The sequence below is a fragment of the Paenibacillus sp. LHD-117 genome (assembly GCF_030929555.1).
Lineage (GTDB): Bacteria > Bacillota > Bacilli > Paenibacillales > Paenibacillaceae > Pristimantibacillus.
Window position 1 is genome coordinate 219,748 of sequence record NZ_JAVFVT010000003.1, and the last position, 25,602, is coordinate 245,349.

General features: G+C 49.6%; 18 protein-coding genes. 17 read left to right on the forward strand and 1 reads right to left on the reverse strand.

Features of this window, described 5'->3' with window-relative positions; genetic code table 11:
• The first annotated feature begins 73 nt into the window (after positions 1-73).
• The 16 genes from RB620_RS03365 (at position 74) to srtB (ending at position 23,395) form a co-directional block, all read left to right on the forward strand.
• The gene (locus RB620_RS03365) at positions 74-2,899 is read left to right on the forward strand and encodes a family 78 glycoside hydrolase catalytic domain (RefSeq protein ID WP_308092104.1); all 2,826 of its coding nucleotides are present in this window, start codon (positions 74-76) and stop codon (positions 2,897-2,899) included.
• Between the two features lie 64 nt (positions 2,900-2,963).
• Positions 2,964-4,514: an ABC transporter substrate-binding protein gene (locus RB620_RS03370; RefSeq protein ID WP_308092105.1), complete on the forward strand. Its 1,551-nt coding sequence runs from the start codon at positions 2,964-2,966 to the stop codon at positions 4,512-4,514.
• A gap of 149 nt (positions 4,515-4,663) precedes the next feature.
• Positions 4,664-6,439, forward strand: a complete 1,776-nt coding sequence (locus RB620_RS03375) for a family 43 glycosylhydrolase (RefSeq protein WP_308092106.1) — start codon at positions 4,664-4,666, stop codon at positions 6,437-6,439.
• Positions 6,440-6,491: 52 nt separating this feature from the next.
• Positions 6,492-8,066: a glycoside hydrolase family 43 protein gene (locus RB620_RS03380; protein WP_308092107.1), complete on the forward strand. Its 1,575-nt coding sequence runs from the start codon at positions 6,492-6,494 to the stop codon at positions 8,064-8,066.
• 18 nt (positions 8,067-8,084) lie between these two features.
• A complete protein-coding gene (locus RB620_RS03385) occupies positions 8,085-9,356 on the forward strand; it encodes a glycoside hydrolase family 1 protein (RefSeq protein ID WP_308092108.1) in 1,272 nt (423 codons plus the stop codon).
• 170 nt (positions 9,357-9,526) lie between these two features.
• Complete coding sequence (locus RB620_RS03390) at positions 9,527-10,492, forward strand: ABC transporter permease (RefSeq protein ID WP_374121354.1); 966 nt, start codon at positions 9,527-9,529, stop codon at positions 10,490-10,492.
• A gap of 11 nt (positions 10,493-10,503) precedes the next feature.
• Entirely contained in the window at positions 10,504-11,388 is an 885-nt protein-coding gene (locus tag RB620_RS03395) for a carbohydrate ABC transporter permease (RefSeq protein WP_308092109.1), read from the forward strand.
• 104 nt (positions 11,389-11,492) lie between these two features.
• Positions 11,493-13,247: a sensor histidine kinase gene (locus tag RB620_RS03400; RefSeq protein ID WP_308092110.1), complete on the forward strand. Its 1,755-nt coding sequence runs from the start codon at positions 11,493-11,495 to the stop codon at positions 13,245-13,247.
• The gene (locus RB620_RS03405; RefSeq protein WP_308092111.1) at positions 13,244-14,839 is read left to right on the forward strand and encodes a response regulator; all 1,596 of its coding nucleotides are present in this window, start codon (positions 13,244-13,246) and stop codon (positions 14,837-14,839) included. The genes RB620_RS03400 and RB620_RS03405 overlap by 4 nt, the downstream gene beginning before the upstream one ends.
• 238 nt (positions 14,840-15,077) lie before the next feature.
• Positions 15,078-15,929, forward strand: a complete 852-nt coding sequence (locus RB620_RS03410; protein WP_308092112.1) for an SDR family NAD(P)-dependent oxidoreductase — start codon at positions 15,078-15,080, stop codon at positions 15,927-15,929.
• A 33-nt stretch (positions 15,930-15,962) separates the two neighbouring features.
• The gene (locus RB620_RS03415; protein WP_308092113.1) at positions 15,963-17,558 is read left to right on the forward strand and encodes a GH35 family beta-galactosidase; all 1,596 of its coding nucleotides are present in this window, start codon (positions 15,963-15,965) and stop codon (positions 17,556-17,558) included.
• A gap of 127 nt (positions 17,559-17,685) precedes the next feature.
• Positions 17,686-17,901 carry a hypothetical protein gene (locus RB620_RS03420; RefSeq protein ID WP_308092114.1) on the forward strand — a complete coding sequence of 72 codons (216 nt, stop codon included), beginning with the start codon at positions 17,686-17,688 and terminating at the stop codon, positions 17,899-17,901.
• 50 nt (positions 17,902-17,951) lie between these two features.
• Positions 17,952-18,710 (forward strand): SDR family oxidoreductase, encoded by a 759-nt coding sequence (locus tag RB620_RS03425; RefSeq protein ID WP_308092115.1) that lies wholly within the window; start codon positions 17,952-17,954, stop codon positions 18,708-18,710.
• Between the two features lie 206 nt (positions 18,711-18,916).
• Positions 18,917-21,226, forward strand: coding sequence for a glycoside hydrolase family 2 protein (locus RB620_RS03430; RefSeq protein WP_308092116.1), 2,310 nt, complete (start codon positions 18,917-18,919; stop codon positions 21,224-21,226).
• Between the two features lie 170 nt (positions 21,227-21,396).
• Positions 21,397-22,023, forward strand: a complete 627-nt coding sequence (locus tag RB620_RS03435) for an LPXTG cell wall anchor domain-containing protein (protein WP_308092117.1) — start codon at positions 21,397-21,399, stop codon at positions 22,021-22,023.
• 247 nt (positions 22,024-22,270) lie between these two features.
• Complete coding sequence (srtB, locus tag RB620_RS03440; protein ID WP_308092118.1) at positions 22,271-23,395, forward strand: class B sortase; 1,125 nt, start codon at positions 22,271-22,273, stop codon at positions 23,393-23,395.
• Positions 23,396-23,476: 81 nt separating this feature from the next.
• On the opposite strand, the gene RB620_RS03445 is transcribed toward srtB, so the two are convergent.
• Complete coding sequence (locus RB620_RS03445) at positions 23,477-24,025, reverse strand: PadR family transcriptional regulator (RefSeq protein ID WP_308092119.1); 549 nt, start codon at positions 24,023-24,025, stop codon at positions 23,477-23,479.
• Between the two features lie 245 nt (positions 24,026-24,270).
• Between RB620_RS03445 and RB620_RS03450 the strand changes: the two genes are divergently transcribed.
• Positions 24,271-25,491, forward strand: coding sequence for a cytochrome P450 (locus tag RB620_RS03450; RefSeq protein ID WP_308092120.1), 1,221 nt, complete (start codon positions 24,271-24,273; stop codon positions 25,489-25,491).
• The last annotated feature ends 111 nt before the right edge of the window (positions 25,492-25,602 follow it).

Genomic DNA, 25,602 nt, shown 5'->3' on the forward strand with positions numbered 1-25,602 from the left:
TTGATTTTTTTCGAAATGTTATCGTGAAAGGGGAAAGGATCTACAGCGGAAATGGTATAGGAGGTTACTAAATATGCTGGAAGCAGTGTCTTTGCGAACGGAATATCTGGATAATCCAGTGGGGTTGGATTCGGTCAAGCCGCGACTGGGATGGAAGCTTCGAAGCGACGGAAAAAATGTGCTACAATGCGCATATCAATTGCAAGCATCTGCAACCAAAAGTTTCGCTGACGTGACGTGGGACAGCGGGAAAATGGAGACAGGCCAATCGCAGCATGTCTTGTACGCCGGTCCCAAATTGGAATCAATGCAGCGCGTATATTGGCGGGTCAAGGTATGGAACAATGTTGGAGAGGAATCGCCGTTCAGCGAGCCGGTGTATTTTGAAATCGGACTGTTGCATCCTGCGGATTGGAAGGCTCGTTGGATCGAACCGGAGAAAGAGGTAGACATCGACGCCTATAAACCGGCTCCGTATATTCGGAAGGAGTTCGACGTGAAGAAGGGCCTCGTCTCGGCAAGAGCCTATCTGACGGCGAAAGGATTATATAGCTTTTATTTGAACGGGATCGAGGGTACGGACCACTTGTTTACGCCGGGATTCACCTCCTATCATAAGAGGCTGCAGGTCCAATCGTACGATGTGACTCGCCTTCTGCGCGAAGGACCGAATGCGCTGGGGGTCATTCTCGGGGACGGTTGGTGGAGAGGCACCACCGGCGGGGCAAGCTTGAAAAACAACTTCGGCTATAAAGTAGCCTTTCTGGGACAACTGGTGTTGACCTACGAGGACGGAAGTCGCGAATTGATCGCCAGTGACGATTCCTTCAAGACCTCCCGCGGACCTTTGCTGAAGACGGACATGAAGGCGGGAGAGGTCTATGACGCCACAATCGATATCGAAGGCTGGAACAAGACCGGATATGACGATTCCGGATGGGAGCAGGTCGCCGTCACGGAGGATGGATACGACAACTTAATCGGTACGAACAGCGTGCCGGTAAGAACGAAAGAACGTTTCACGCCTAAAGTGCTGCGGACGCCGAACGGAGAAACGGTACTCGACTTCGGGCAAAATATCGCCGGTTGGGTCGACATGCAGGTCCAAGGAGACGCGGGAACGGAGGTAGTTCTCGTCCATGGAGAAGCGTTGGACAATAACGGAAACTTCACGTTGCAAAATCTTGCGCACGGAGAATTGGCGGATTTCCAAGAGGTCCATTACATTTTGGCAGGGAACGGGGTAGAGAGCTACCGTCCGCGTTTTGCCATCTTCGGCTTCCGTTATGTCCTGCTGAAAAATTACCCGGGTACAATCGATCCGCAAAACTTTACGGCGGTCGCTGTCTATTCCGATATGGAAGAAACGGGCGAGTTCACTAGTTCGCATCCGTTGATCAATCAGCTCGTATCCAACTCCAAATGGAGCCAGAAGGGTAACTTTATGGAGGTCCCTACCGACTGCCCGACACGGGAGAGGGCTGGATGGACGGGGGATGCGCAGGTTTATTCCAGAACGTCGTCCGATTTCATGAATGTGTATCCTTTCTTCGAAAAGTGGATGGCCGATCTGGCAGTCGAGCAGTTCCTCGATGGATCGGTGCCAAGCACGGTACCGACTGTAATCGGCTACCACAATTTAGCTGAATGGGAGCGGCTTTCCAAGACAAGCACCAATCCGATGATGGCGTTTCGCAAGCCTGGAGTAGCCAGCATGCTTGACGGATCTTCGGGTTGGGGAGATGCGGCCGTCATTATCCCATGGACCATGTACCTATGCTACGGCGACAAGTCGATTCTGGAAAAACAGTTCGATTCCGCGAAGGCGTGGGTGGACTATATGGCCTCAAACGCGAAACAATCGAACCAACGATTTAAAGATACCCCCGTTTATCAAAATTATACCGACGGGGAGCTTGACGCGAATTACGTGTGGGATACGAAGTTCCATTGGGGAGAATGGCTGGAAACCGACACGGAATTTACGGATCTGGCTGCGGTATTAACGAAAACCGGCGGATGCTTCCCTGACGTTTCGACGGCTTATTTTGCTTACTCCACAAGGCTGCTTGCCGAGATGGCGCAAGTGTTAGGAAAGACCGAGGAGGAAGCGAAGTACCGGGAGCTCTACGGCAAAATCAAACGCGTGTACAATCGGTATTTTATTAAAGAAGACGGTCAAATTCTTGAAGGAAGGCAAGCGCCGAATGTCCGAACGCTTGCATTCGGATTAGCGGATGACGACAAAAAACAAGCCGTTGCGGACAGGCTCGCGCAACTGGTCACGGAGCAAGACTTTCATCTGAACACGGGTTTCCTGTCGACGCCGTTCATTCTCCAGGTGTTGGCGGATTCCGGACATGCGGATATCGCTTTCCGGTTGTTAGAGCAAGACTCTTGCCCGTCGTGGTTGTATGCCGTCAGCAAGGAAGCGACGACGATCTGGGAAAGCTGGAGAGGAATGAAGCCTGACGGCGAGTTCTCCGGATCGCTCAACCATTATTCGTACGGAGCCGTATGCGATTTTCTATTCGCGGGCGTAGCCGGAATCCGTCCGGTATGGGACGCGCCGGGCTATAAACATTTTATTTTGAAACCATTGCATGGGGGAACGCTTACGCAAGCGTCCGCTACGTTCGAATCCCTCTACGGGACGATTCAATCGAGCTGGGAAAAGACGGAACAAGGGATCGCCTATCATTTCGAAGTGCCGGCCAATACGACGACGACGATCATGCTTCCGGGCAACCAAGACGACCTGAAGAACGGATTCGAGGATTTCCCGGATGCGCGTTACGAAGATGGCCGAATCCTGTTTACGGCGGGAAGCGGCGAATATCGCTTTAGAGTGACCGAACAAGTCGCGAAAGCGGTATCAAAAAAGTCGTCAAAGTGTTAGTCGGCACTAGGGTCATACGGATACGATGAAGGTGTAAGTTAAAGTTAAATGAGGGGGGATTGCAATGAGAAAAAATTTGAGATTTGTCGTTTTGACAATTGCAGCGGTCATGTTGATGGGGTTGATCAGCGCGTGCTCGTCGTCTAACAACGGAGAGGACGGTGCAACAAACAGCCCATCGAGCAATCCGTCGAGTACGCAGGAGCCCGGCGCTAGTTTGGACGAAGCAACAAAAGATCCTTTCGAAATCGCGCTTGCGCTGCCGATCATTGGAGCAACGCCGCCAGATCTAGCGTTGGTTCAAGAAGAAATGAGCAAGATCACGAAAGCGAAAATTAACGCAACCGTAAGAATTTTGCCCATCAGCATTGGCGCATGGACACAACAAATGAATTTGATGTCATCCAGCGGCGAGAAGCTGGACCTGATGTTCGAATTTGGACAGGGCTATAGCGCTGATATGGCAGCAGGAAAAATTATTCCGCTTGACGGTCTCTTGGATCAATATGGCGCGGGTATCAAAGGAGCGATTGGTCCGGAGTATTTGGCTAGCGCCAAGCTTAAAGGAGAAACTTTCGGCGTACCTGTGTACAAGGACTATACAACCGGAACAAATTCGATCCTCATGGATAAAGCACTGGTGGACAAACATAAGATCGATGTAACCTCCATCAAAGGACTCGATGACCTGGATCAGGTATTTAAGACGATTAAGGAAAACGAGCCCGGTATTGTACCGTTTGCGGTAGGGTTATCCGTTCCTTCGGATAAGTATGGCGATTATGACAGGCTGGGCAATCGATTTGGCGTTTTGCCTGGATTCGACAATGGGCTTAAGGTTGAAAACATATATGAGTCCAAAGAGTACGAAGACTATTTGAATAAGATGCACAGCTGGTTTAAGGCTGGATATATCAACAAAGACGCGGCTACAAGCCAAGTCAACGGTACGGAAATGGTGAAGGCGGGCAAAGCCTTTTCTTACTTCGACGGCCTTAAGGTCGGAGGAGCGGAAGTACAAAGCGCAGCAGCAGGCAAAGAACTCATCGCTGTACCGATATCGTCGAACACCTATGCGACAACAACCGATGCAACGGCGGGATTGTGGGCGATCTCCAACAATTCGACGAATCCCGAAAGAACGATGATGTTCCTGGACCTCATGTACACGGATAAGGATCTTGCCAATTTGTTCGTGCGGGGTATTGAAGGTAAACACTATGTGAAGGTGTCGGATACCACGATTGATTATCCGGAAGGCATCGATGGGACTACGGTAGCGTATAAAATTCAAATCTGGATGGCCCCCAACCCATCCATCGCCTATACGATGACTTCTGACTTGCCAAAATTATGGGAGTTAACGGCGGAAGCGAATAATAACGCGATCAAATCGAAAGCGCTCGGCTTCGCATTCAATTCGGAGCCGGTCAAGAACGAAATTACAGCTCTCAATAATGTCATCGAACAATATAGAAAGGCCCTGGAGTCGGGAACATTCGATCCGGCAGACAAACTGCCAGAGCTCAGAGAGAAGCTTAAGTCGTCAGGGATTGATAAAGTCATCGCGGAAAAGCAGAAGCAGCTGGACGAGTGGGCGGCATCGAAAAAATAATATAGGCAAGAGGGTTCTACCACTAAGGCATCACAGGGCTTAATGGGACGCTTGGGCGCATCGATCTGAAGCAACTTGATCGGATCGAAGCGTCTCTCGAAGCGTCATTCATTAGGCCCTCTATTTTTCGATCGAAGCGGGAGGTAAATATGAATTATTTATGCAATCCGATTAACATCAGCTACAAGTACCAATTCAACAAAACCATGAGCGGCGAAATATCTGTTTCCCGCGAAGCAGCCGACCCGTCAATGATTATGTTTAAGAGCAGATATTATATATTCCCGTCGATGACCTGCGGTTTCTTGTACAGCGACGACATGGCAGAATGGAAGTTCTATGCACTTAAAAGCCTGCCGGCCTACGATTACGCTCCCGACGTAAGAGTTGTTGGCGACTATGTATATTTCTGCGCATCTTCACACGAAAGCTGCAGCTTTTACCGTACGAAGGATTTATTCAGCGACAAGTTCGAAGAAATCAAGAGCGCGTTCCCATTCTGGGATCCGAATCTGTTCGCGGACGATGACGGACGAATCTATTTGTACTGGGGCTCTTCACCGAACTTGCCCCTCTATGGCATAGAACTCAACCCTGCAGACATGATGCCTATCGGCGAGAAAAAAGAACTGATCGTCAGTAACGTCAACGAACTTGGCTATGAAAGATCTGGGGAAAATCATGTGCCGCCACGTTCACCCGAACAAATTGCCGAAATGCTTAAAGGGTTTGAGCAAGGTTCAGAAGGTATGTCAGAGGAGCTGAAAAATTCGGCACTGGCATACATCACTGGTGCGCCTTATATCGAAGGAGTTTGGATGAATAAGCATAACGGCATCTACTATCTGCAGTATGCAAGTTCCGGCTCGCGTTATAACGTGTATGGAGATGGGGTATACGTGGGGGACAGCCCGCTGGGCCCTTTCAAGCTTGCAAAAAACAATCCGTATTCCTATAAGCCGGGTGGATTTATCCCTGGGGCCGGACACGGTTCTACCATGGAGGATCAATATGGGAATCTATGGCATACCGCAACGATGCGCATCAACATGAGCCACCATTTCGAACGGCGCGTTGGCATATGGCCGGCAGGCTGGGATCATGACGGGGATCTGTTCTGCAATCAGCGATACGGTGACTGGCCGATCAGTGTAGAGCAGGCAAAGCTCGACCCTTGGGCAAAACCGGAATGGATGCTTCTCTCCTACGGCAAAACGGCGAAGGCTTCATCTTGTGCGGAGGGTAAAATCCACACCAGCGTAACCGATGAAAACGTGCAGACCTGGTGGAAGGCATCTTCGAACAAGCCGGGCGAGTGGATAGAGGTAGACCTCGGCAAAGAATACGATGTTCATGCGGTACAGATTAATTTTGCGGACGATGGTCTCTCCCTTCCTCTTCCGGAGGGGGCAGAACTTAAAGGTGCTCTGCACGAGCAACGATGGATAGATGAAACTCCGCAGCCGACGCGATGGAAACTTGAGGGCTCGACAGATGGCAGTAACAACTTCGTCATCGAGGACAAGAGCGATGCCAACACCGATCTTCCCCATGACTTAGTAGTCAATGAGAAGGGAATAAAGGCAAGATTTATTAAACTCACAGTAGTGGCTCTTCCATATGGACAGGCTGCCTGCGTATCCGGATTGCGAGTATTCGGACTTGGCAGCGGCAAGGCCCCCGAAAAGGCAACGGATCTTACCGTAAATCGCGCAGGCGATCTAGACCTTGATTTAAGCTGGAAGGGTACAGGTACCGGCTACGTTGTAGAGTGGGGATACGCGCCTGACAAGCTATATCACAGCTACCAGGTTTTCGAACAGAGCGTAAGAATAGGCGGACTCGTCAAAGGGCAGGAAACCTATATAAGGGTAGATAGCTTCAACGACAGTGGCATCACAGAAGGTGACATAATCAAGGTATAACTGAGAATTAGGAACTGAACCTGATTAAGAAATAAACTAAGGAGAGTAAGCTATGGCATCATTCAAAAATCCAGTTATCCCGGGCTTTCATCCCGATCCCAGCGTTTGCAGAGTCGGAGAAGATTACTATCTGGTTACGAGCTCCTTCGATTATTTTCCGGGCATTCCGATTTTCCATAGCAAGGACTTGGTGAACTGGCGTCAGCTCGGCCATGTGTTGACGCGAGAAAGCCAGTTGCCGCTTAAGGGCATGCTTCCGCCGGGATATTCTCAAGGAATTTATGCGCCAACGATTCGTTATCACGACGGACGTTTCTACGTCATTACGACGAACATTTCCGTCCAGAAAAGCTTCTATGTGCGGGCAGAACGTCCGGAAGGGCCTTGGTCTGAGCCGATCTACCTTGAGGGCTGGGGTGGCGTCGATCCGTCATTGTTCTTCGATGAAGATGGCAACGTGTATTTGACGGGCACGGCTAACTTTTATGGGGAAAGCGCAGGTATTTATCAAGCGGAGATCGATATCGCAAGCGGGACATTATTAAGCAAGCGGCGGTTGATATGGGAAGGTACGGGCGGAAGCCATCCCGAAGGTCCGCATCTATATCGGATCAACGGATGGTATTATCTCATGGTGGCGGAGGGCGGAACGGAATACGGACACATGGAAACGATCGCGCGGAGCCGCAGCCCGTACGGTCCGTTCGAGAGCAATCCGGCTAACCCGATCCTCTCCAATCGAAGCACGCCGAAGCCGATTCAGGGGACGGGACATGCCGATCTCGTACAAGCTGCAGACGGCAGCTGGTGGTGCGTGTTTCTAGGCATCCGGCCGGTCGCTAACGCGAAACGCCATATCCTGGGTCGCGAGACGAATCTGGCGCCCGTCACTTGGAACGAAGAAGGTTGGCCGGTTGTCGGCAATCTTGGCAGAGCCGAGCTTGAGCACGATGCCGGGAGCTTGCCGCTAGGAGAGCCTATCGAGTGGGAAAGCCGGGATGATTTTGATTCGGATAAGCTTCAGCCGGTTTGGAATTTCTACCGAAATCCCGTCCCGGATTCGTGGTCTCTGACAGACCGGGCGGGATGGTTGACGCTCAAGGGGCAGGCTTGCACCTTGAACGACAAAGATTCGCCGGCGTTCGTCGGCCGCAGACAGCAGCATCTAAATTGCGAGATCAAGACCCTGCTGGAGTTTGGGCCGTCGGAAGAAGGCGAAGAGGCCGGACTCACCGTATTCATGAACGAAAAATTCCATTACGAAGTTGCCAAAACGATGAAGGACGGCAAGCCAAAGCTTATCCTGAGGCGCCGGGTCGGAAGTATCGTACATGTCGCAGCAGAAGTGGATTACGCCGAACCGACAGTTATTTTAGGCGTACAAGCGAACGAAGTGTTATATACGTTTACGTACGCTGCTCCAGGCAAGGAACCCGTCGTGATTGGAAAGGGTGAGACGGCTTTCCTATCCAAGGAAGTCGCGGGGGGCTTTACCGGCGTGTTCTTCGCGATGTATGCGACCGGGAATGGGAAGAACGCAACAACGCCTGCTCATTTCGATTATCTCGACTATCGGCCTTTGGAAGATAAACCGATGGATTTTTTCACGATTATGTCACTATCTTGAGGAGAGGAGTAATTCATTATGACAAGAAGTTTTCCCGACGATTTCTACTGGGGGGCCTCGACGGCCGCCCATCAGGTGGAAGGAAATAATACCCACTCCGATTTCTGGCTTATGGAAAATTTGGAGGGATCGATTTTTAAGGAGCGTTCGGGCAGCGCCGTAGACCACTATCGGCTGTTCAAGGAAGACATTGCGCTGCTCTCCTCGTTCGGATTAAATTCGTATAGATTCTCCATCGAATGGGCGAGGATTGAACCGGAAGAAGGGCGTTTCGATCCGGATGCTATTGAACATTATCGGGATGTATTGTTGGCCTGCAAAAACTCGAATGTAACGCCGATTGTCACCTTGCACCATTTCACAACGCCGCAATGGCTTATTCACGCGGGCGGATGGGAATCGGCTGAGACGCCTGCCCGTTTTGCCCGTTATTGTGCCCATGTCATGAGGGAATTAGGCGAGTTGATTCCTTTTGTTTGCACGATCAATGAAGCGAATATCTCCATCGGAATCGCGAAAATCATTATGCGGCATCAAGCCGGGGGAGGCCAAGCGCAGGTCGGAATCAATACGGATAGTATGAGCCAGATGCAAAAATATTTTATGGCATTGGGGCAAGCATTCGGCGTTCATCCGCAAGAGGTACACTCTTTCCTCGGTGCTCGTACGGAGAAAGGGCTAGAAGTTATTTTCAAATCGCATACGGAGGCGAGAAGCGCGATTCGTCAGGCGAGTCCGAATACCCGGATTGGACTGTCTTTGTCGCTGTATGATATTCAATCGATCCCAGGCGGAGAAGAGCTGGCTGCTGAAGCTTATCACGAAGAATTTCTGCAGTTTCTTCCGTATCTGGAAGATGACGATTTCTTTGGTTTGCAAAATTATACCCGCATGGTATATGGGCCGGATGGACTTCAGCCGGTTCCCGCGGATGCGGAAAAAACCCAGATGGGGAACGAGTATTATCCGGAAGCGCTTGGGGGAGCCGTTCGTTTCGTTTCCAAGCATCTGAAGCAGCCGCTTATGATCACGGAAAACGGAATCGCGACGGACAACGACGAACGCCGCGTTGCGTTTATCGATCAAGCGTTGAAAGGCGTACAAGCTTGTATTTCGGAAGGAATACCGGTCATTGGTTATATGCACTGGTCTCTGCTCGATAACTTCGAATGGCAGCTCGGCTTCTCGAAGACGTTCGGATTGATCGAAGTGGACCGGTCGACGCAAGAACGCAAGCCCAAACCGAGCGCGTATCATCTCGGGAGCATCGCTAGGGAAAATTCGATTTAAGAGCGGTTGAAGCCGGATCCTGGAGAGGATCCGGCTTCAAAATTAAACGGGGGGAAAAGTCGTCAAACCGTTATCTAAAAAGTCGTCATTCCGTTAGTTGGCCGTGCGGTCATCCCTTATGATAAGGATAGTCAGAAACAGAAAACACATGAACAGGAAGGGGAACGACTATGGCACAAGCCTCTGTGGTAAATGCCCAAAAAGCCGCAAAGAAACAAAAGAAAAGGAAGACCCATTATCGGAAATATGCGCCGCTTCTGATTATGATGATTCCCGGTCTTCTTTACATTTTGATCAACAACTATCTCCCAATGCTCGGGATCGTCATCGCATTTAAGGACGTGAACTTCGCCAAAGGCATTCTGCAGAGCGATTGGATTGGATTCGCCAACTTCGAGTACCTGTTCAAGACTTCCGATGCGTACATCATCACGCGCAACACGATTCTCTACAATATTGTGTTCATTGTGCTAGGAACGGTGCTTTCGTTAGCCTGCGCGATTCTGCTGAACGAAATCAAGAACAAGGTGCTGCTGAAGTCGTACCAGAGCATCATCACGCTGCCGCATCTGATCTCCATGGTTATCGTCGGCTATCTCGGATTCGCTTTTTTAAGCCCGGACACGGGGTTCCTCAACAGGACGGTGCTGCCATGGCTTGGCATCGAGGAAGGAATTTCGTGGTATACGGAAAATAAGTATTGGCCTTGGATTCTGACTTTGGTCCATTTCTGGAAGGCCATCGGGTATTCCAGCATCGTATACTTCGCGGCGCTGCTTGGCATTGACGAAGAATATTACGAGGCGGCCAGACTTGACGGCGCTTCAAGGTGGCAGCAAATCCGTAACATCACGCTGCCGATTATTGTGCCGGTCATCACCATGTTGACGCTGCTAAACATCGGACGGATTTTCTACTCTGACTTCGGATTGTTCTATCAGGTTCCGATGAACTCCGGGGCACTGTTCGAATCCACTTCCACGATCGACACTTATGTCTTCAGAGGACTGATGGGCACAGGCGACATCGGCATGTCCACAGCAGCGGGCGTCTATCAATCTATCGTCGGCTTTATACTCGTCATCTTGGCGAATCTGATCATAAGGCGTTCCAACAAAGATAATGCGCTGTTCTAGGAGGTCCTGACATGAAAAACGAAGGCAGAGTTATAAGTGTAATTAGTCATGTTTCTATGTTTCTATTCGCTGCGGTTTGTCTCATTCCGTTTCTGTTGCTCATTTCGGCATCCTTTACGGATCAGAACGCGATTACCGCTCACGGTTATTCTTTCATCCCTCAAGTGTTCAGTACGTCGGCTTACGAATATTTGTTGAACAGAGGCTCGGACATCGCGAGAGCTTACGGAGTAACGGTATTCGTTACGGTCTTCGGTACTGTGGCCGGGTTGGCCCTTACGACTTTGCTGGCCTATCCGCTATCCAGAAGAGAAACGCCGCACCGAAATCTGATCATGTTCATCGTCTTCTTTACCATGCTGTTCCATGGGGGGCTCGTCCCCTCATACCTGGTGTACGCGCAATTGCTCGACTTTAAGAACTCGATTTGGGCGCTTATCGTACCGGGGCTGCTCACGAATGGCTTTTACATCATGATGATGCGCACGTTCTTCCAGACGACCGTGCCGCCGGCGTTAATCGAATCGGCGCAGCTGGACGGAGCCACCGAGTACCGGACGTTATGGTCCGTCGTACTGCCGCTGTCGACGCCCGTCCTTGCGACAATCGGCTTGTTTACCTGCATCATGTACTGGAACGACTGGCAGAACGGGATGATTTACATCACCAACCCTGAGCTGTTCAGCGTCCAAAATCTGCTTAACCGAATTATGCAAGATATTCAGTTTATTAGCACCAATTTGACCTCTGACGCGGGCGAGGCCATGCAGCAGATGCCGACCGACTCGGTTAAGATGGCTATTGCGGTAATCGGCGTGCTGCCGATCCTTGTCGCCTATCCGTTCTTTCAGAAGTATTTCATCAAAGGGATCATGATCGGTGCCGTAAAAGGTTAAGCTGACCGCATAGAAGGTCCAAACGCCGCAGCCAGGCCCAGGGTTGTGGCGCTTGGACTTTCATTTCGTATATGATGAAGGAAACCGATGAAGGAGCCAGGAGCATGAAGATACCCGGATTGTTGCGGCAACGAGGTTCCCTGAAGTTCAAGTTGATCTTAAGCGTGCTGATCATGACGGGACCGTTGTTAAGCATGCTGTTATATAACAACTTTTATGCCATTGATGTCGTTAGGGAACAGGTCGCGGATTCGTATAAAAACATGCTGTCTCTATACATGAAACAGATCGATTCCGGATTAAACGATGTCGATATCTATTTGAACTCCATGTTATCGGGTATTGATTTGGTTTCTCTTGATCAGGCCGAATCGGATGCGGATTATTACGATTCGAAGTTTTTTTTGTTTAACAAATTGAGCAAGGATATTGCTTTATACGACTCCCTAAGTTCTTTTTTCATTTATGCGGAGAAACGGCAAGACTTTATGGATGTGAATAAGACGCAGAATTTAACGTTTGAGGAAAAGGATCTCATCCAACAATATATCTCCGATCTTATTCAATCCCCCAGGCTTCCGGGTAACGCTATGCAAAGATGGCACTACGCCCGAATTGGGCAAAATGATTATTTAATCGATATCGTCCGATCCGGCAGCGTATATTTGGGCGGCTGGGTGAGAACCGACCAATTGCTGGCGCCCCTCCAATCCCTTCAGATCGGAGAAGGGGGGAGTGTCTTGCTCGCGAATGACCTGGGAGAGCCGATTACGGACACGGAGCTTGTCGACGAGAACGGAATCCGGTTGCACCAAAGCGAAGGCGACTATTATTTGACCGGTTCCGACCGGAAGTATTTGATCGTCGATTCGGCTTCCGTCAGAGGCAACTTCAAGCTGGTCGCCGTCATACCGGATCACCATATCCTGGATAGATTGCCGTACCTGCAAGGAATCATATGGATCATGACCGCTTCTTCCCTGCTTTTTATCCCGATCGGGCTGTATTTCATCCGGCAGGCCATACTCGTGCCGTTATACCGGGTCCTTGTCTCGATGAAGAAGGTCCGAAGCGGGGATTGGAGCATTCGGGTCGACATGCAAAAAGGCGGTTCGGAGGAGTTCAGAGTACTCGGAGAATCATTCAACTCCATGATGACGGAAATCGAAACGCTTCGCGTCAACGTTTACGAAGAGCAGTTAAACAAGCAGAAGGAAGAGCTGCAGCGGCTGCAGTTGCAGGTTAACCCCCACTTTTTCCTGAATTCGCTAAATATCGTTTACAATTTGGCCAAGGTGAAAAATTATGATTTAACGATGAAATTGACGCGGTCATTGGTTCATTATTTCCGTTACATGTTCAGAAGCAATACGACATTCGTCCCCTTGAAAGACGAACTGGAGCACACCCGGAACTACTTGGGGATTCAAGCCTTGCGTTTTCCGGAGAAACTGACGTGGACGCTTGAAGCCCCGCGCTACTTGACGGATACGCCGATTCCTCCGCTCGTCATTCAGTCGTTCGTCGAGAATTCGATTAAACACGCTGTTACGATGGACAGGCCCGTCCATATTTCCGTACGGATCGACTTTTTGGACGAAGACAGCGGATCCTGGGTGAAAATCAGCATTCAAGACACGGGCAGCGGATTCGGCGAAGAGGTGCTTCGCGAACTGCAAGCGGGCAGAAGCGTCGAAAACGAACGAGGAGAGCATACCGGAATATGGAACGTTCAGCGGCGCCTGTATTTATTGTATGGAGATTCGGTATCCATTCATTTTGCTAACGATCCGGAAAGCGGCGGCGCTTCTATATTCATCATTCTCCCGATTAATCCCCTAATGGAGGACAAGCAATGAACGATCACTTGCTCATCGTCGACGACGAAATTCATGCCATCGAAGGCGTAAAAGCGGATCTCGATTTGCAAAAACTCGGGATCTCGGAATTGTATACCGCCAATAATATTAGGCAGGCCAAAGAATGGTTCGAAAGCGCAAGTATCGATATTCTGTTATGCGATATCGAGATGCCGCAAGGGAACGGCTTGGAATTGCTCACCTGGGTAAAGGAACGTTACCCGCACACGGTCACGATTTTTCTGACGAGCCATGCCGATTTCAAATACGCGAAAGAAGCGCTTACGCTCGGCAGTCTTGACTATTTGCTTAAGCCGGTGTTGGCGGAAGAGCTGGAGAACGCTATTCGAAAGGCCCAGGCCGTCATCGCCAAGAACAGCGAAAACACCCGTAACGTTAAATTCCATCAATTGTGGCAGAAGCATCAATCGTTTATCATCGAACGATTCTGGCTGGATCTGATCCACCATTCGATCCCCAGCCATCAAGCTGCGATTCGGGAACAGATCGAACAGCATCATATCCCGATTACGGAAGATTCGGTTTTCTTTCCAGTCTTGATTTCCATCCAACGCTGGAACAAAGAGATGAAGCGCAGAGACGAAAAAATTTTGGAATACGCGCTTAAAAATACCGCGGACGAGATTCTTATCGGAAGCCACGAAAACGGCATCTGTTTTCAGCTCGAAAGAGGGTTGCTGCTCGTCATCTTGATGTCGGAAAGGGAGATCCCTTGGAACGAGGAAAGAATAAGGGAAGCAGCCGATCTCTATGTGGAGTCATGCAATCGCTATTTCTACTGCAACCTATCCTGTTATTTGGGACGTTCCGCAGAAGCGCATGAGATGGCGGGAATGGTCGCGGCGCTGCGGGATCGCGACCGGAACAACGTTGCGTACTCCAATCGAGTACTGGCTCTCGATCGTACGGAGCAATCGGATTACCCGGCTCAGCTTCCTGAACTCGGCGCTTTGTCTTCTTTATTGAAAACCGGAACGAAGGAAGCCGTCAAGCAAGAAGTGGAGAGATACCTCGACGATCTCGTTCGCAATCGAGAGATGGATGCAGAAACGCTGCATCGATTCAGTCAAGACTTCGTGCAGGTTCTGTATTCTTTCCTGAACGCTAAAGGCATTCAGGCGCACCAATTGTTCGGGGACGAACAGTCCAGACGCCTATCGGAGTCGGCGGGGCGTTTTGTTGCCGATATGATGGCGTGGGTTCACCATGCCGTTAACAAAGCCATGTATCAAGCGGAAGCGGTCAAGGAAAACGATACCGTCGTTCTAACCGTTAAACGGTACATCGCGCTCAACATGGATCAAGACTTGTCGAGAGAGACGATCGCTGATCAGGTTTATTTGAATCCCGATTATTTGTCGCGAATTTTCAAGAAGGAAACGGGATACTCGATTTCGGACTACGTCCTATTGGAAAGAATTAATAAAGCGAAGGAACTGCTTCTCCAAACGAACGTGTCCGTAAGCGCCGTCGCTTCTTCGGTTGGATACACGAACTTTTCCCACTTTGCCAAAATATTCAAAAAGTATGTGGGAACAGGGCCGACGGAATTTCGCAACCAGCCCGGTTAAACGAAGGAAGAGGCTGTCGCTCCATGCGGCAGCTTCTTTTTTTAAAATATAAGAAAGTATAAGTTTCACTTATACTGGGCTTATATTTCACCGCGAAACGTAAGCTGCGCCTCCAAAGGACGGCGCAGCCGTTTACGCTTGGTCGTGAAAGTGTTATTCAGCATGTCGTCTAACCGTTAGTCCTCCCAAGGGAAACAAGATATGATGAAACAAAGTAGGAAAGGGGATGGATAAAAACATGAATGACAATCCGAGCGCAAGACGCCCGGTCGCTGTTCTAACGGCTTCTTATTCCGGCATCGGAACCGAACTGAGCAAGCGGCTCGCCGGCGCCGGCTATGACCTGGTTGTCATTAACAGGAGCTCCGATCGAACGAGTCAGCAGCTGCGTGAACTTCAAGCCTTCGCTCCCTCCGTTTCCGTGCAATCGATTCAAGCCGATTTATCGAATCATCAGGACATACGGCGGGCCGCCGAGCAGGTAGCGAGAACTCATGATTTTATCAATCTCCTCATCCATAATGCAGGTGTCGCAACGGAGCGACTAGAGCTATCCGTTCAAGGCAACGATCTCCATTACGAGGTGAATACGTTCGCCCCGTATTTGTTGACCGAGCTGCTCCGGCCCCAATTGGCGTCCGCGAACAATGCCGTCGTCGTCGCCGTCGGTTCAAGCGGGATGAGAATGGCGCGTAATTTCGACCCTCAAGGACTGCGCAAGCCCGATAAATTCAGGAGGTTCCAGCCTTACTCCCATACGAAGCTGGCAACAGCCGCGGCATTCCATGCGATGGCCGGCGATTATGCGAAGGATGGCATTACGCTTCGGATTGCCGATCCGGGGCCAACCCGCACGCCGATGTCTCTCGGCGGAGCGATGCCGGTATGGTTCCGGTTGATTCGCTGGTACTTCGTCCCGCCTGAGAATGGCGCCGAGCGCATATTTGAAGCGGCAACCTCGCCGGCCGATGACGGCCGGAGCGGATTGTACTTCGAGTTCGGACGACCTGCCGCTCTTCCTCGCGTTGCAAGAGATACCGCTGTGCAACAAGAGTTGTTGGCGATTCTTCGCGGGATGGCGAAGTCGTAAACACCATTAACATACATGAAGAGGGGGATTTACATGTTGAATCAAGTGCTGCAAAGAAAAGAACATCTGCTAGTCGATCAAGGAAGACCGTTTATTATGCTGGCGGGAGAGGTCCATAATTCAAGCTCCTCATCCGCTGAATATATGGAACCCATCTGGGAAAAAGCCGTCAAGCTCGGCATGAACAGTTTATTGCTGCCTGTGACATGGGAAATGATTGAACCCGAAGAAGGCGTGTTTGATTTCCTAATCGTGGATGAACTGATTGCTCAGGCGAGAAGGCATGAGATGAAAATTGGTTTCTTATGGTTTGGCGCCTGGAAGAACGCGCAGTGTTATTATGCGCCGTCGTGGGTCAAGACGGACTTGGAACGCTTCAAAAGGGCGGAAGTCGAGAAAGGCAGAAATAAAACAAATTTAAAAGATTTCCATGGGATGTCCTATACGACGCTCTCCTATCTTTGCGAAGCAACCTGTATGGCGGATGCTTTAGCGTTTCGGGAAATGATGCTGCATATTAAGAAAGTGGACGAAAAAGAGCAAACGGTTATTTTGATTCAGGTGGAGAACGAACCGGGGCTGCAAGGGGCCGCGAGAGAACATTCCGATGCGGCCGACGCCCTGTTTGAAGCGAATGTCCCGCAGCCATTCGTCGATTATATGATTACGCATACCGGAACAATGGCCCCGGATGTCCGTCAGGCCGTCGAGAATGGCGCGAAGAGCGGCAACTGGCAGGCGGTGTTCGGAGATGCGGCGGAAGAAGTATTCAGCGCGTATCACGTTGCAAGTTATATCGATAAAGTAGCTGCGGCAGGCAAGGAGATTTATCCGCTGCCTATGATGTCCAACTGCTGGTTGGACAAAGGCCAGAAAGCCGGGAAGTATCCGAGCGGCGGCCCGGTATCCCGGGTAATGGAAGTATGGAAATACTGCGCGCCTAATGTGGATGTGATCGCACCGGATATCTATGTTCAAAATTTTTGCGGCGTGTGCGACGAGTACGTCAAGATGGACAATCCTCTCTTTATTCCGGAGACGGCGACCCACAGCTACGCAGGTCCGAGGCTGGTTTATGTGGTGGGGCATTATCATGCGCTCGGATTTGCTCCTTTCGGATTTGAGGACTTGGGAGAACCGTTTACGGCCATCGACAGTTATCTGTTCGGCGTGGATATTTCCGACCCCATGTTGAAAACGCCTCAAAACATAGAGGAGTACGCATGGTATAACAAGACGCTTAACAGCATGATGCCGTTATTGACGGAAAAATACGGAACATCGGATTTGCAGGCCGCGATTGTCGAGCGTCCGGAACAGGATACGATGGTGTTCGGGGAATATGGCTTCAAAGTGATGATGAATCTGCCTATTTTGACTCGGAAAGACGGGGTATGCCTTGTGCTGAAGAAGACCGCGGACGAGTTTTATCTCATTGCCAATGGCTGTGCCGTCTTCCCGTTCTCCGCAAATCCGGCTAAGCCCAACGTGGATATCTTATCCCTGGAAGAAGGACGTTTTGAACAAGGAAATTGGAAAATGACCCGGCGGCTGAACGGGGACGAGGTCGCCATCATGCGGTATGAGAAGCCTACGTTGCTGAAAATCAAATTGTTCGGGTACCAATAATGGGATCGCGGAAGTCGTGAAAGTGTTATTCGAGATGTCGTCTAACCGTTAGTCCGGCTTGAGACAAATCGATATGATTAGACTAGCAAGCAAACTATCGCGTGACTTAAAGGAGGTGAATACGACGATGAAATTCGATCAAAATTCCAAAGTGGGAGACTTCTTGGCGAATGAAGCTGCTAAAGCGGTATTGGACAAGCATCTTCCTGGATTCGCCAGCAACCCGATGACCAGTATGGCGAGCGGGTTTACGCTCGGTCAATTGGCAGCTTTCCCGCAAGCGAATATTTCCTCTGAAGTACTGGCATCCATCGTTTCCGATTTAGCGGCCATCGAAGAATAAATCGAAATAACCGGGTATTCCGAAGAGTCGGAACCAAGGAGGTTGAATAGATGAAACTTAAGGGTAAAGTAGCGATCGTAACGGGAGCGGCGTCGGGGATGGGCAAAGCAATCGCGGAACTCTTCGCCGAAGAAGGCGCGAAAGTGGTCGTTTCCGATCTGAATGTCGATAACGCTGGCAAAGTGGTCGAGGGAATCGAAGCGAAAGGCGGAACGGCTATCGCGACGGAAACCAATGTCGCCGTCGAGGAAGACGTTCAGCGCTTGATCGACACCGCGGTTCAAACGTATGGTACCGTGGATATTCTAGTCAACAATGCCGGCATCATGGATAATTTCGTTCCTGCTGGGGATATTACGGACGAGCTATGGGAAAAGGTGTTCGCCGTGAATACGACCGGTCCGATGCGGACGACGCGGAAGGTTCTTCCCATCTTCATCGGCCAGAAGAAAGGCGTTATCGTGAATATCGCTTCGGCCGGCGGTTTGTTCGGTTCCCGGGCGGGTGTCGCCTATACCGCTTCGAAGCACGCCGTCGTTGGATTCACGAAGAACGTCGGCTTTCAATACGCGACGCACGGCATTCGCTGCAATGCGATCGCGCCGGGCGGGGTCGCAACGAATATCGCGATGTCCATCACGGCACCGAATCCGTTCGGCGCGGAACGCGCGCAGATCGGCATGGGCATCAACCCCGGCATCGGCCAACCGGAAGACATCGCGAAGGTCGCGTTGTTCCTCGCCTCCGACGACTCCGGCTTTGTCAACGGCACGACGGTTACCGCGGATGCGGGCTGGACGGCCTATTAATAGAAGATCAGCTTTCCCCTTCATCGAAGGCAGGCGCGACATTCGCTCCTGTATCGTAAGGGGATTTTTTCTTTCGACAAGAAGTCGTCAGACCGTTAGTCGAGAAGTCGTGAGAGTGTTAGTAGCGAAGATAGATTCGCCTTATCATAGGAGGATGCAGAGGAATCCCTATTACCCGAGACAGCGTCTCTGAAGGAGCGAGTAGAATGAGAAAAATCATTCGCATGAATGATGCTTGGCGATTTATTCGTCAAAATGAAGATCTGGCCGAAGCCGTAACCTATCAAGACGACCATTGGAACGCGGTTACGATTCCCCATACCTGGAATGCGGTGGATGGGGCGAATGGATATGAATATTACCAAGGCGCTTGCTGGTACAGAAAAGAGTTCACCCTTGATCCTTCCGATGAGGGAAGGAAAGTGTTTATCGAATTTGGCGGCTCCAATAGCATTACCGATGTTTATGTGAACGGTCGGCATGCAGGTCAGCACAAAGGCGGTTACTCCACCTTCAGGTTTGACATTACTGCCGATGTTGCCTTCGGATCGAAGAACGTGATCGCCGTTAAGGTCGACAATACGGTCGTGGACGACGTCTATCCTCAGAAAGCGGATTTTACTTTCTATGGCGGTATTTACCGTGATGTGAACATCCTTGTAACGAATCCGGTTCATTTCGACGCAATGGATTACGGTTCGAGCGGCGTGTATATCGTACAGGAACAGGTTTCGAAAGAAAAGGCCCAACTTAAAATCGAGTCCAGATTGGTAAATGACAGCGACGAGGAGAAAAAGGTTAGGCTTTGGGCAGATATCGCGGATGCCGATGGCGGTTCCGTAACTTATGCAGCCAAGGAAGTCGTCTTGGCCGCAGGCGAGTCAAGAACGGAAACCTTGGCATGTGTCATCGATAATCCGATTCTCTGGAACGGAAGAAATAATCCCTATATGTATCAAGCTAACGTATCCATGACTAGCTTTAACGATACGGTGGATGAAATCGCGATTCCGTTCGGCGTTAGGTACTTTCATGTCGACTCTGAGAAAGGTTTCTTCTTGAACGGCGAGCATTTGCCGTTGTACGGTGTATCGAGACACCAGGACAGAAAAGATATGGGCTGGGCCATTACGGAACAAGAGCAAATCGAGGACATGGAATTGATTAAAGAAATCGGCGCGACTTCGCTTCGACTCGCCCACTACCAGCACAGCCAAACCTTTTACGATTTGTGTGACAAAGAAGGCATGGTAGTATGGGCGGAAATTCCTTTCATTTCGATCATGTCGCAGAACGAAGTGGAAGGGATTAATGCTAAGCAGCAGATGCTGGAATTGATCAAACAGAATTTCAATCACCCTTCGATCATATTCTGGGGGCTGCAAAATGAAATTCAAATCGGCGGAGAACGTCCGGAAGTTAGAAGGCTCGTTAAAGAGTTAAATGAATTGACCAAAAAAGAAGATCCTACCAGACTGACTACGATGGCCAACGTTCTCTTCGTAGACGAGAAAGACGAATTCAACCGTATGACGGACGTGGTCGGATACAATAAGTATTACGGCTGGTATCACGGCAAGACAGAAGATTTTGATCCGTGGATAGACAAGTTCCATGCGATCAATCCCGACAGACCGCTGTGTATTTCCGAATATGGCGTAGAAGGGATCGTGCAGTACCACAGTGCTGAGCCGAAGGTGAAAGACTACACCGAAGAATACCACGCGCTGTATCATGAAGTCGCTTGGAAAATTTTTGAGAAAAAACCGTTCCTTTGGGCAACGTATGTTTGGAATATGTTTGATTTTGGAGCCAATATTCGAGACGAAGGTGGAGTCAAAGGAAGGAACAATAAAGGGCTGGTCACCTACGATAGAAAGATTAAGAAGGATGCTTTCTATATGTACAAAGCCCATTGGTCCAAAGAAAAATTTGTCCATATTACGAGCAAGCGCTTTGTGGATCGGGCCGAGGACAGCATTCAAGTTAAGGTCTATTCGAATTGCAAGAAGGTTACGCTTTATTTGAATGGCGAAGAGTTGCAATCTATATCCAGTGAAGAGAAAGTCTTTGTCTTCGAGAAAGTTGTCCTGGCAGAGGGCGTGAATGAAATCCGTGCAGTGGCAAGTGAAAATCTTCTAACTTATCAAGATATTGCACGGTTTAGTAAGGTGGAAGAACCAAATGCAAGTTATGAAACGCCGCCGGTTGAGGATAAACGCGAAGAAGTTAACAACTGGTTCGAACTGCCCGATACGAGCGCGGAAGAGTTAGCGGAGTTACAGATTACAGACGATGTGTATTCCACCCGTTGCACGTTTAAAGAGCTGTTTGCAAATAAAGATGCAGAAATTGTCCTGAATAAGTATATTGGAGAAGGTTTCAGGGACGTGCCGCAATACCCCATGATGCAAGGATTTACGATTGACATGTTATCAGGTATGGCGCCGGAAAATTTCCCTGACAAGCTCTTATTCGCCATTAACAAAGAACTCACCCTCATAAAAAAAGGTTAGTCAGACAAGAAGGCTTGAACCCCTGAGTTCAAGCCTTCAATGTTCGTTCTGGAGAAAGTCGTGAAAACGCTATCACAATAGTCGTCAAAGTGTTAGTTGCCGAATTCGCCGGAAGCTATGATAAGGATGTAAGCAAGCCATATCGTTTTTCAAATCTAAGGAGGGTTTATATGAAAAGAGGATCTAAAGCAATCGTATTGGCAATGGCAATTTTTAGCATGATGTTGTACGTGTCCGCATTTGCAAGCGCAGCGTCTACAACCGGATTGAAAGACGGGGTTTTTGTTGCGAGCGGAGAGACTGCAAAGGATGGAAGTAATTATAAACTGGTCTTGACAGTAGCCGATGGAAAAGTTGATAACATTGATTTCGGAAAGTATAGCGGCGAAACGAAGATGAGAGCTGCATTTGCGGAGTATGTGGCTGAAGATCAACGGGATGCGTTTAAAGCGGAATTGGCTGAAATCGATGAATACCAAGAGCAATTGAATAGTACCCTTGATGGAGCGAAAGTCGTAAAGTCCTCCAAACCGGTTGAAGGGTTAAGCGTATATGAATCCCTCGTAACGTTGTGGAAAAACGTAGTTAAAGATGCAGGCGGCAGCATTAGTGAAGATGGGGCTGCCTCCGCAGACGGTTCCGGATCTAAAGAGACTGCCTCCGCAGAAGATTCCGGCACTAAAGCTGTATCTGAGAATCCAAAGACCGGCGACAGCAATATGCTAGTCTATTATGTCCTTGCAGGTGTTGCTTTGATCGGCATGGTTGCATTGGGTCGGAAAAGATTTACGGCTTAAGCTTAGGCGACCGCAATTAAATAAGAAATGAGAAAGCCGGATCTCGACAAGGATCCGGCTTTCAGTCACTGGAGGAGCTCGTGTGATGACGAACACGCAGCGGGATATACCGCGAAGGAGCAAAATTTGGTACAGGACGGTTTTCGGGTTGTGTATGATTGTCTTCCTCTTTGCCGTATTTCAAGTTGTGAGCAGGCTTTGGGAATATCGTACATCCGACTTGACCTATCAGGAGATTAGTGCCCAAGTGGAGGCATTACAGCCATCTAAGCGATTCGAGGACGCTTTCCATCAAGGTGAGCGGATGAGTGAACCGGTGCCGATCTCCCGGCTTCCCGAGAAGCAAACGCTTCCTTATCAAGTGAGCTCCGGCAACCGGGAGCAGCTGGGCAAACAAGGCATTCTGCAAGAATATGAAAAGCTCAACGCATTAAACGAAGATATGGTCGGTTGGGTCAGCATGCCCGGCTTCAAGAAGCCGATTGATTACCCGATCATGTGGTCGGGGGACAACGAATACTACTTGCACAATGATTTCTATAAAAATGCTTCCCTCGCTGGGTCGATCTTCATGGAAGGATTAAATGATCCGACGACGTTGCAGAACCACATCATCCTTTACGGTCATGCGATGCGTAACCTCTCGATGTTCGGCAATCTGCGAGACTATCATCGTACGCCGGATGATTACTTGAACAAAACGAAGATTTATGTGGATTTGCTCCATACGCGCCTGGAATATGAAGTGTTCTCCGTGTATACGGCGGACGCGAACGATAATTACAGACAGACGGTGTTCGATAATGACGAGGAATATGCGGCATTCTTGGACAAAATTCAAAGCGCTTCGGTGCATGATTATGGAGTGAAGCTCGGGCCGCAGGAGAAGATTCTGACGTTGTCCACTTGCGATGAGTCTGTCTATCAGGACGGCCGTTCCGTTATCCATGCCAGGCTGGTGAGTCAAGTTGTATACGACGGATCGGCGGTTCAGGCAGAAGGATCGGATGCGGACAATGAAACGCAGAAGAGTGTTAAAATTCCCGTACTAGCCAATGTGTATCTGAAGCAGTTGAAGCTTAGCTTTGCGGAGGACGGCTCTGTGGTGGAGAAGGAATTGATATCTTCCTCCGATAACCTCATCAAACAATTTTCGTTGGAAGTGCCTGCCGAAGTCAGTACGGTATCGTTGGCTATGAAGACGACGGATCCCAAAGCAACAATTCAAGCAACGGTTAATCAAGCGAAGGCCGACCCTGAGGGCAAGCTGCAGCTTCAAGCAGGAGAGAACGAAATTCGTTTGAAAATTAGGTCGCGAGACTTGCAATATGCCCGATATTATACGATCAAGATCATGCGATTGGCTTCTTAGGAAGCTTATTAATATCCCCTCCATGTAAACGATAGCGTGCTTCCTGCATGGTTTGCATAGAGGGGATTGACTGGTTAGCAATCAGAATGATGTCTCTTCGTGGTCTGAAGCCGAGGCCGCCGATTGGACGATTAACATCAGCTTCTTCACCCATGTCCATTCATGCTCGGTTTGCGTCCTGTTGAAATGAATGACTTCCGCGGCAAACCGATTTTCCGAATGAACTTCGTCGAATTTACGGTATCGCCCCATCTCTTCCTCCAACACCGTCAGCCGTTTACGCAATATCTCGAGCTGCACATCGGGCTCCAAACGGTCGAACAGCGCGACGCGCACCATAAAATCTAATGAATTGGAAGCCGATTTCCTCGGAAAATCGCGAATGAGCTCATTAAAGATTTCTTCCCCCGCGTTCGTCAACAGATAGATATGCCGGTCAGGTTTGCCCTCCGTTTTCTCCGTATTCTTACTTATCGCACCCATTTCCAAAAATCGCCGTAAAGCAGGATACAATAAATTATTGTTGATTTCGAACGATTCCCCGAGCGCTTCCTGAACGTTTTTTTTGATTTCGTAGCCATGCTTTGGACCGGTTAATAACTGTCCCAATATCAAGATGTCCGCGTACATAGGGTCCTCCTTCGGTGAATTTTTGGTGAACAAACATTATCCAAATACCGGAAACTCAGTTTATATGTTAAACTAACCTATGTAAGATTAACATATAATAATGGCAAAGCCAATATGGCTGCGTCTGGAAGGAGGTTTTTCGAGCACAAATGATAGATTTAGGATCATCATCACGAGAGGAAGGCAGATTGTAATTTAAAAAACGCGCAATTCATGCAAATGAATCCGGTTTGGAGGGAACGATTATGAATGGGAAGCGTCAGATGATCCTGCTGAACGAAATCACGAAGCTTAACACCAAGCAAGCTGGGTGGGAACCGTATGCTTGGTACAAGGAGATGAGGGATAATAGTCCCGTCTATTACGACGCCGAGCAAGATGTTTGGAACGTGTTCTTGTACGACCATGTTAAACGCGTGCTATTCGACCATGAGCTGTTCTCTAACAAAAAGCAGAGAAGCTTGATTCCGATTCCCGATCGGCTTGAAAGCCGCAGCAACGTCAATTTGGTGGATCCGCCGGATCATCGGAAACGGCGTGCCCTTCTTTCTCAAGCCTTTACTCCCCGCAGTCTAAAAGAGTGGGAGCCGCGGATCCAGGGTATCGTTGACGAGTTGATCGCGAACATGGAAGGCTTCCTGACTATCGATATCGTGGAGAAGCTGGCAATTCCATTGCCCGTTACCGTCATTGCGGATCTGCTAGGCGTTCCTTCCCAGGATCGCCATTTGATCAAAGGATGGTCCGATATTCTCTTCCTCCCGTATAACACGGAGGCTTATGCTGATATCGACAGGCGAAAGGGAATCGCCATGAAGGAATTCGTGGAATACTTATATCCCATTGTCCTGAAGAAACGGCAGCATCCGGAAGATGACATCATATCCGACTTGACCAAGGCCGAACTGGAAGGCGAACGATTAACGGATGAAGAAGTGGTGATGTCGGCCATCGGCCTGCTCGGCGCGGGCAACGAAACGACGACCACGCTGCTCTCCAATATTTTCTATTCCATTCTTTACGACGGGCCGAACGTCTATCAACAACTTAAAGCCGACTTGTCTTTGGTTCCCAATGCAGTCGAGGAAGTGCTTCGTTTCCGCTTCCCCGCTTCGATGGATCGGAGGGTGGCGCAAGATACGAATGTCTTCGGTCCCCAGATGAAGGAGGGGCAAGCTATCGTGGCATGGATCGGTGCCGCGAATCGGGATGAATCCCAATTTGCGAACGCGGATATCTTCGATATCCATCGCTCGGGTAATCAACGTCATCTGGCATTCGGAGCCGGTCCTCATTTCTGCTTGGGAGCACCGCTCGCCCGAATGGAAGCGAATATGGCTTTAGCGTCGTTTGTGAAAAGGTTCGCCGGCATTCATCGGGTGGAGGCGTTCGACGTAGGCGAGCATTTAACCGAGTCGATCGCTGGTCAGTCTTTAACGAGTTTGCCTATCGGACTTCAGACGTAGCGCTGCTGAAGGCCACTGAATAACTCATAATTTGATGGAGCAGCTTAAAGATGCAAAGCAAAAGACGGACCCATTTCCCGGTTTTTGGGCAATGAGTCCGTCTTTTTGCTG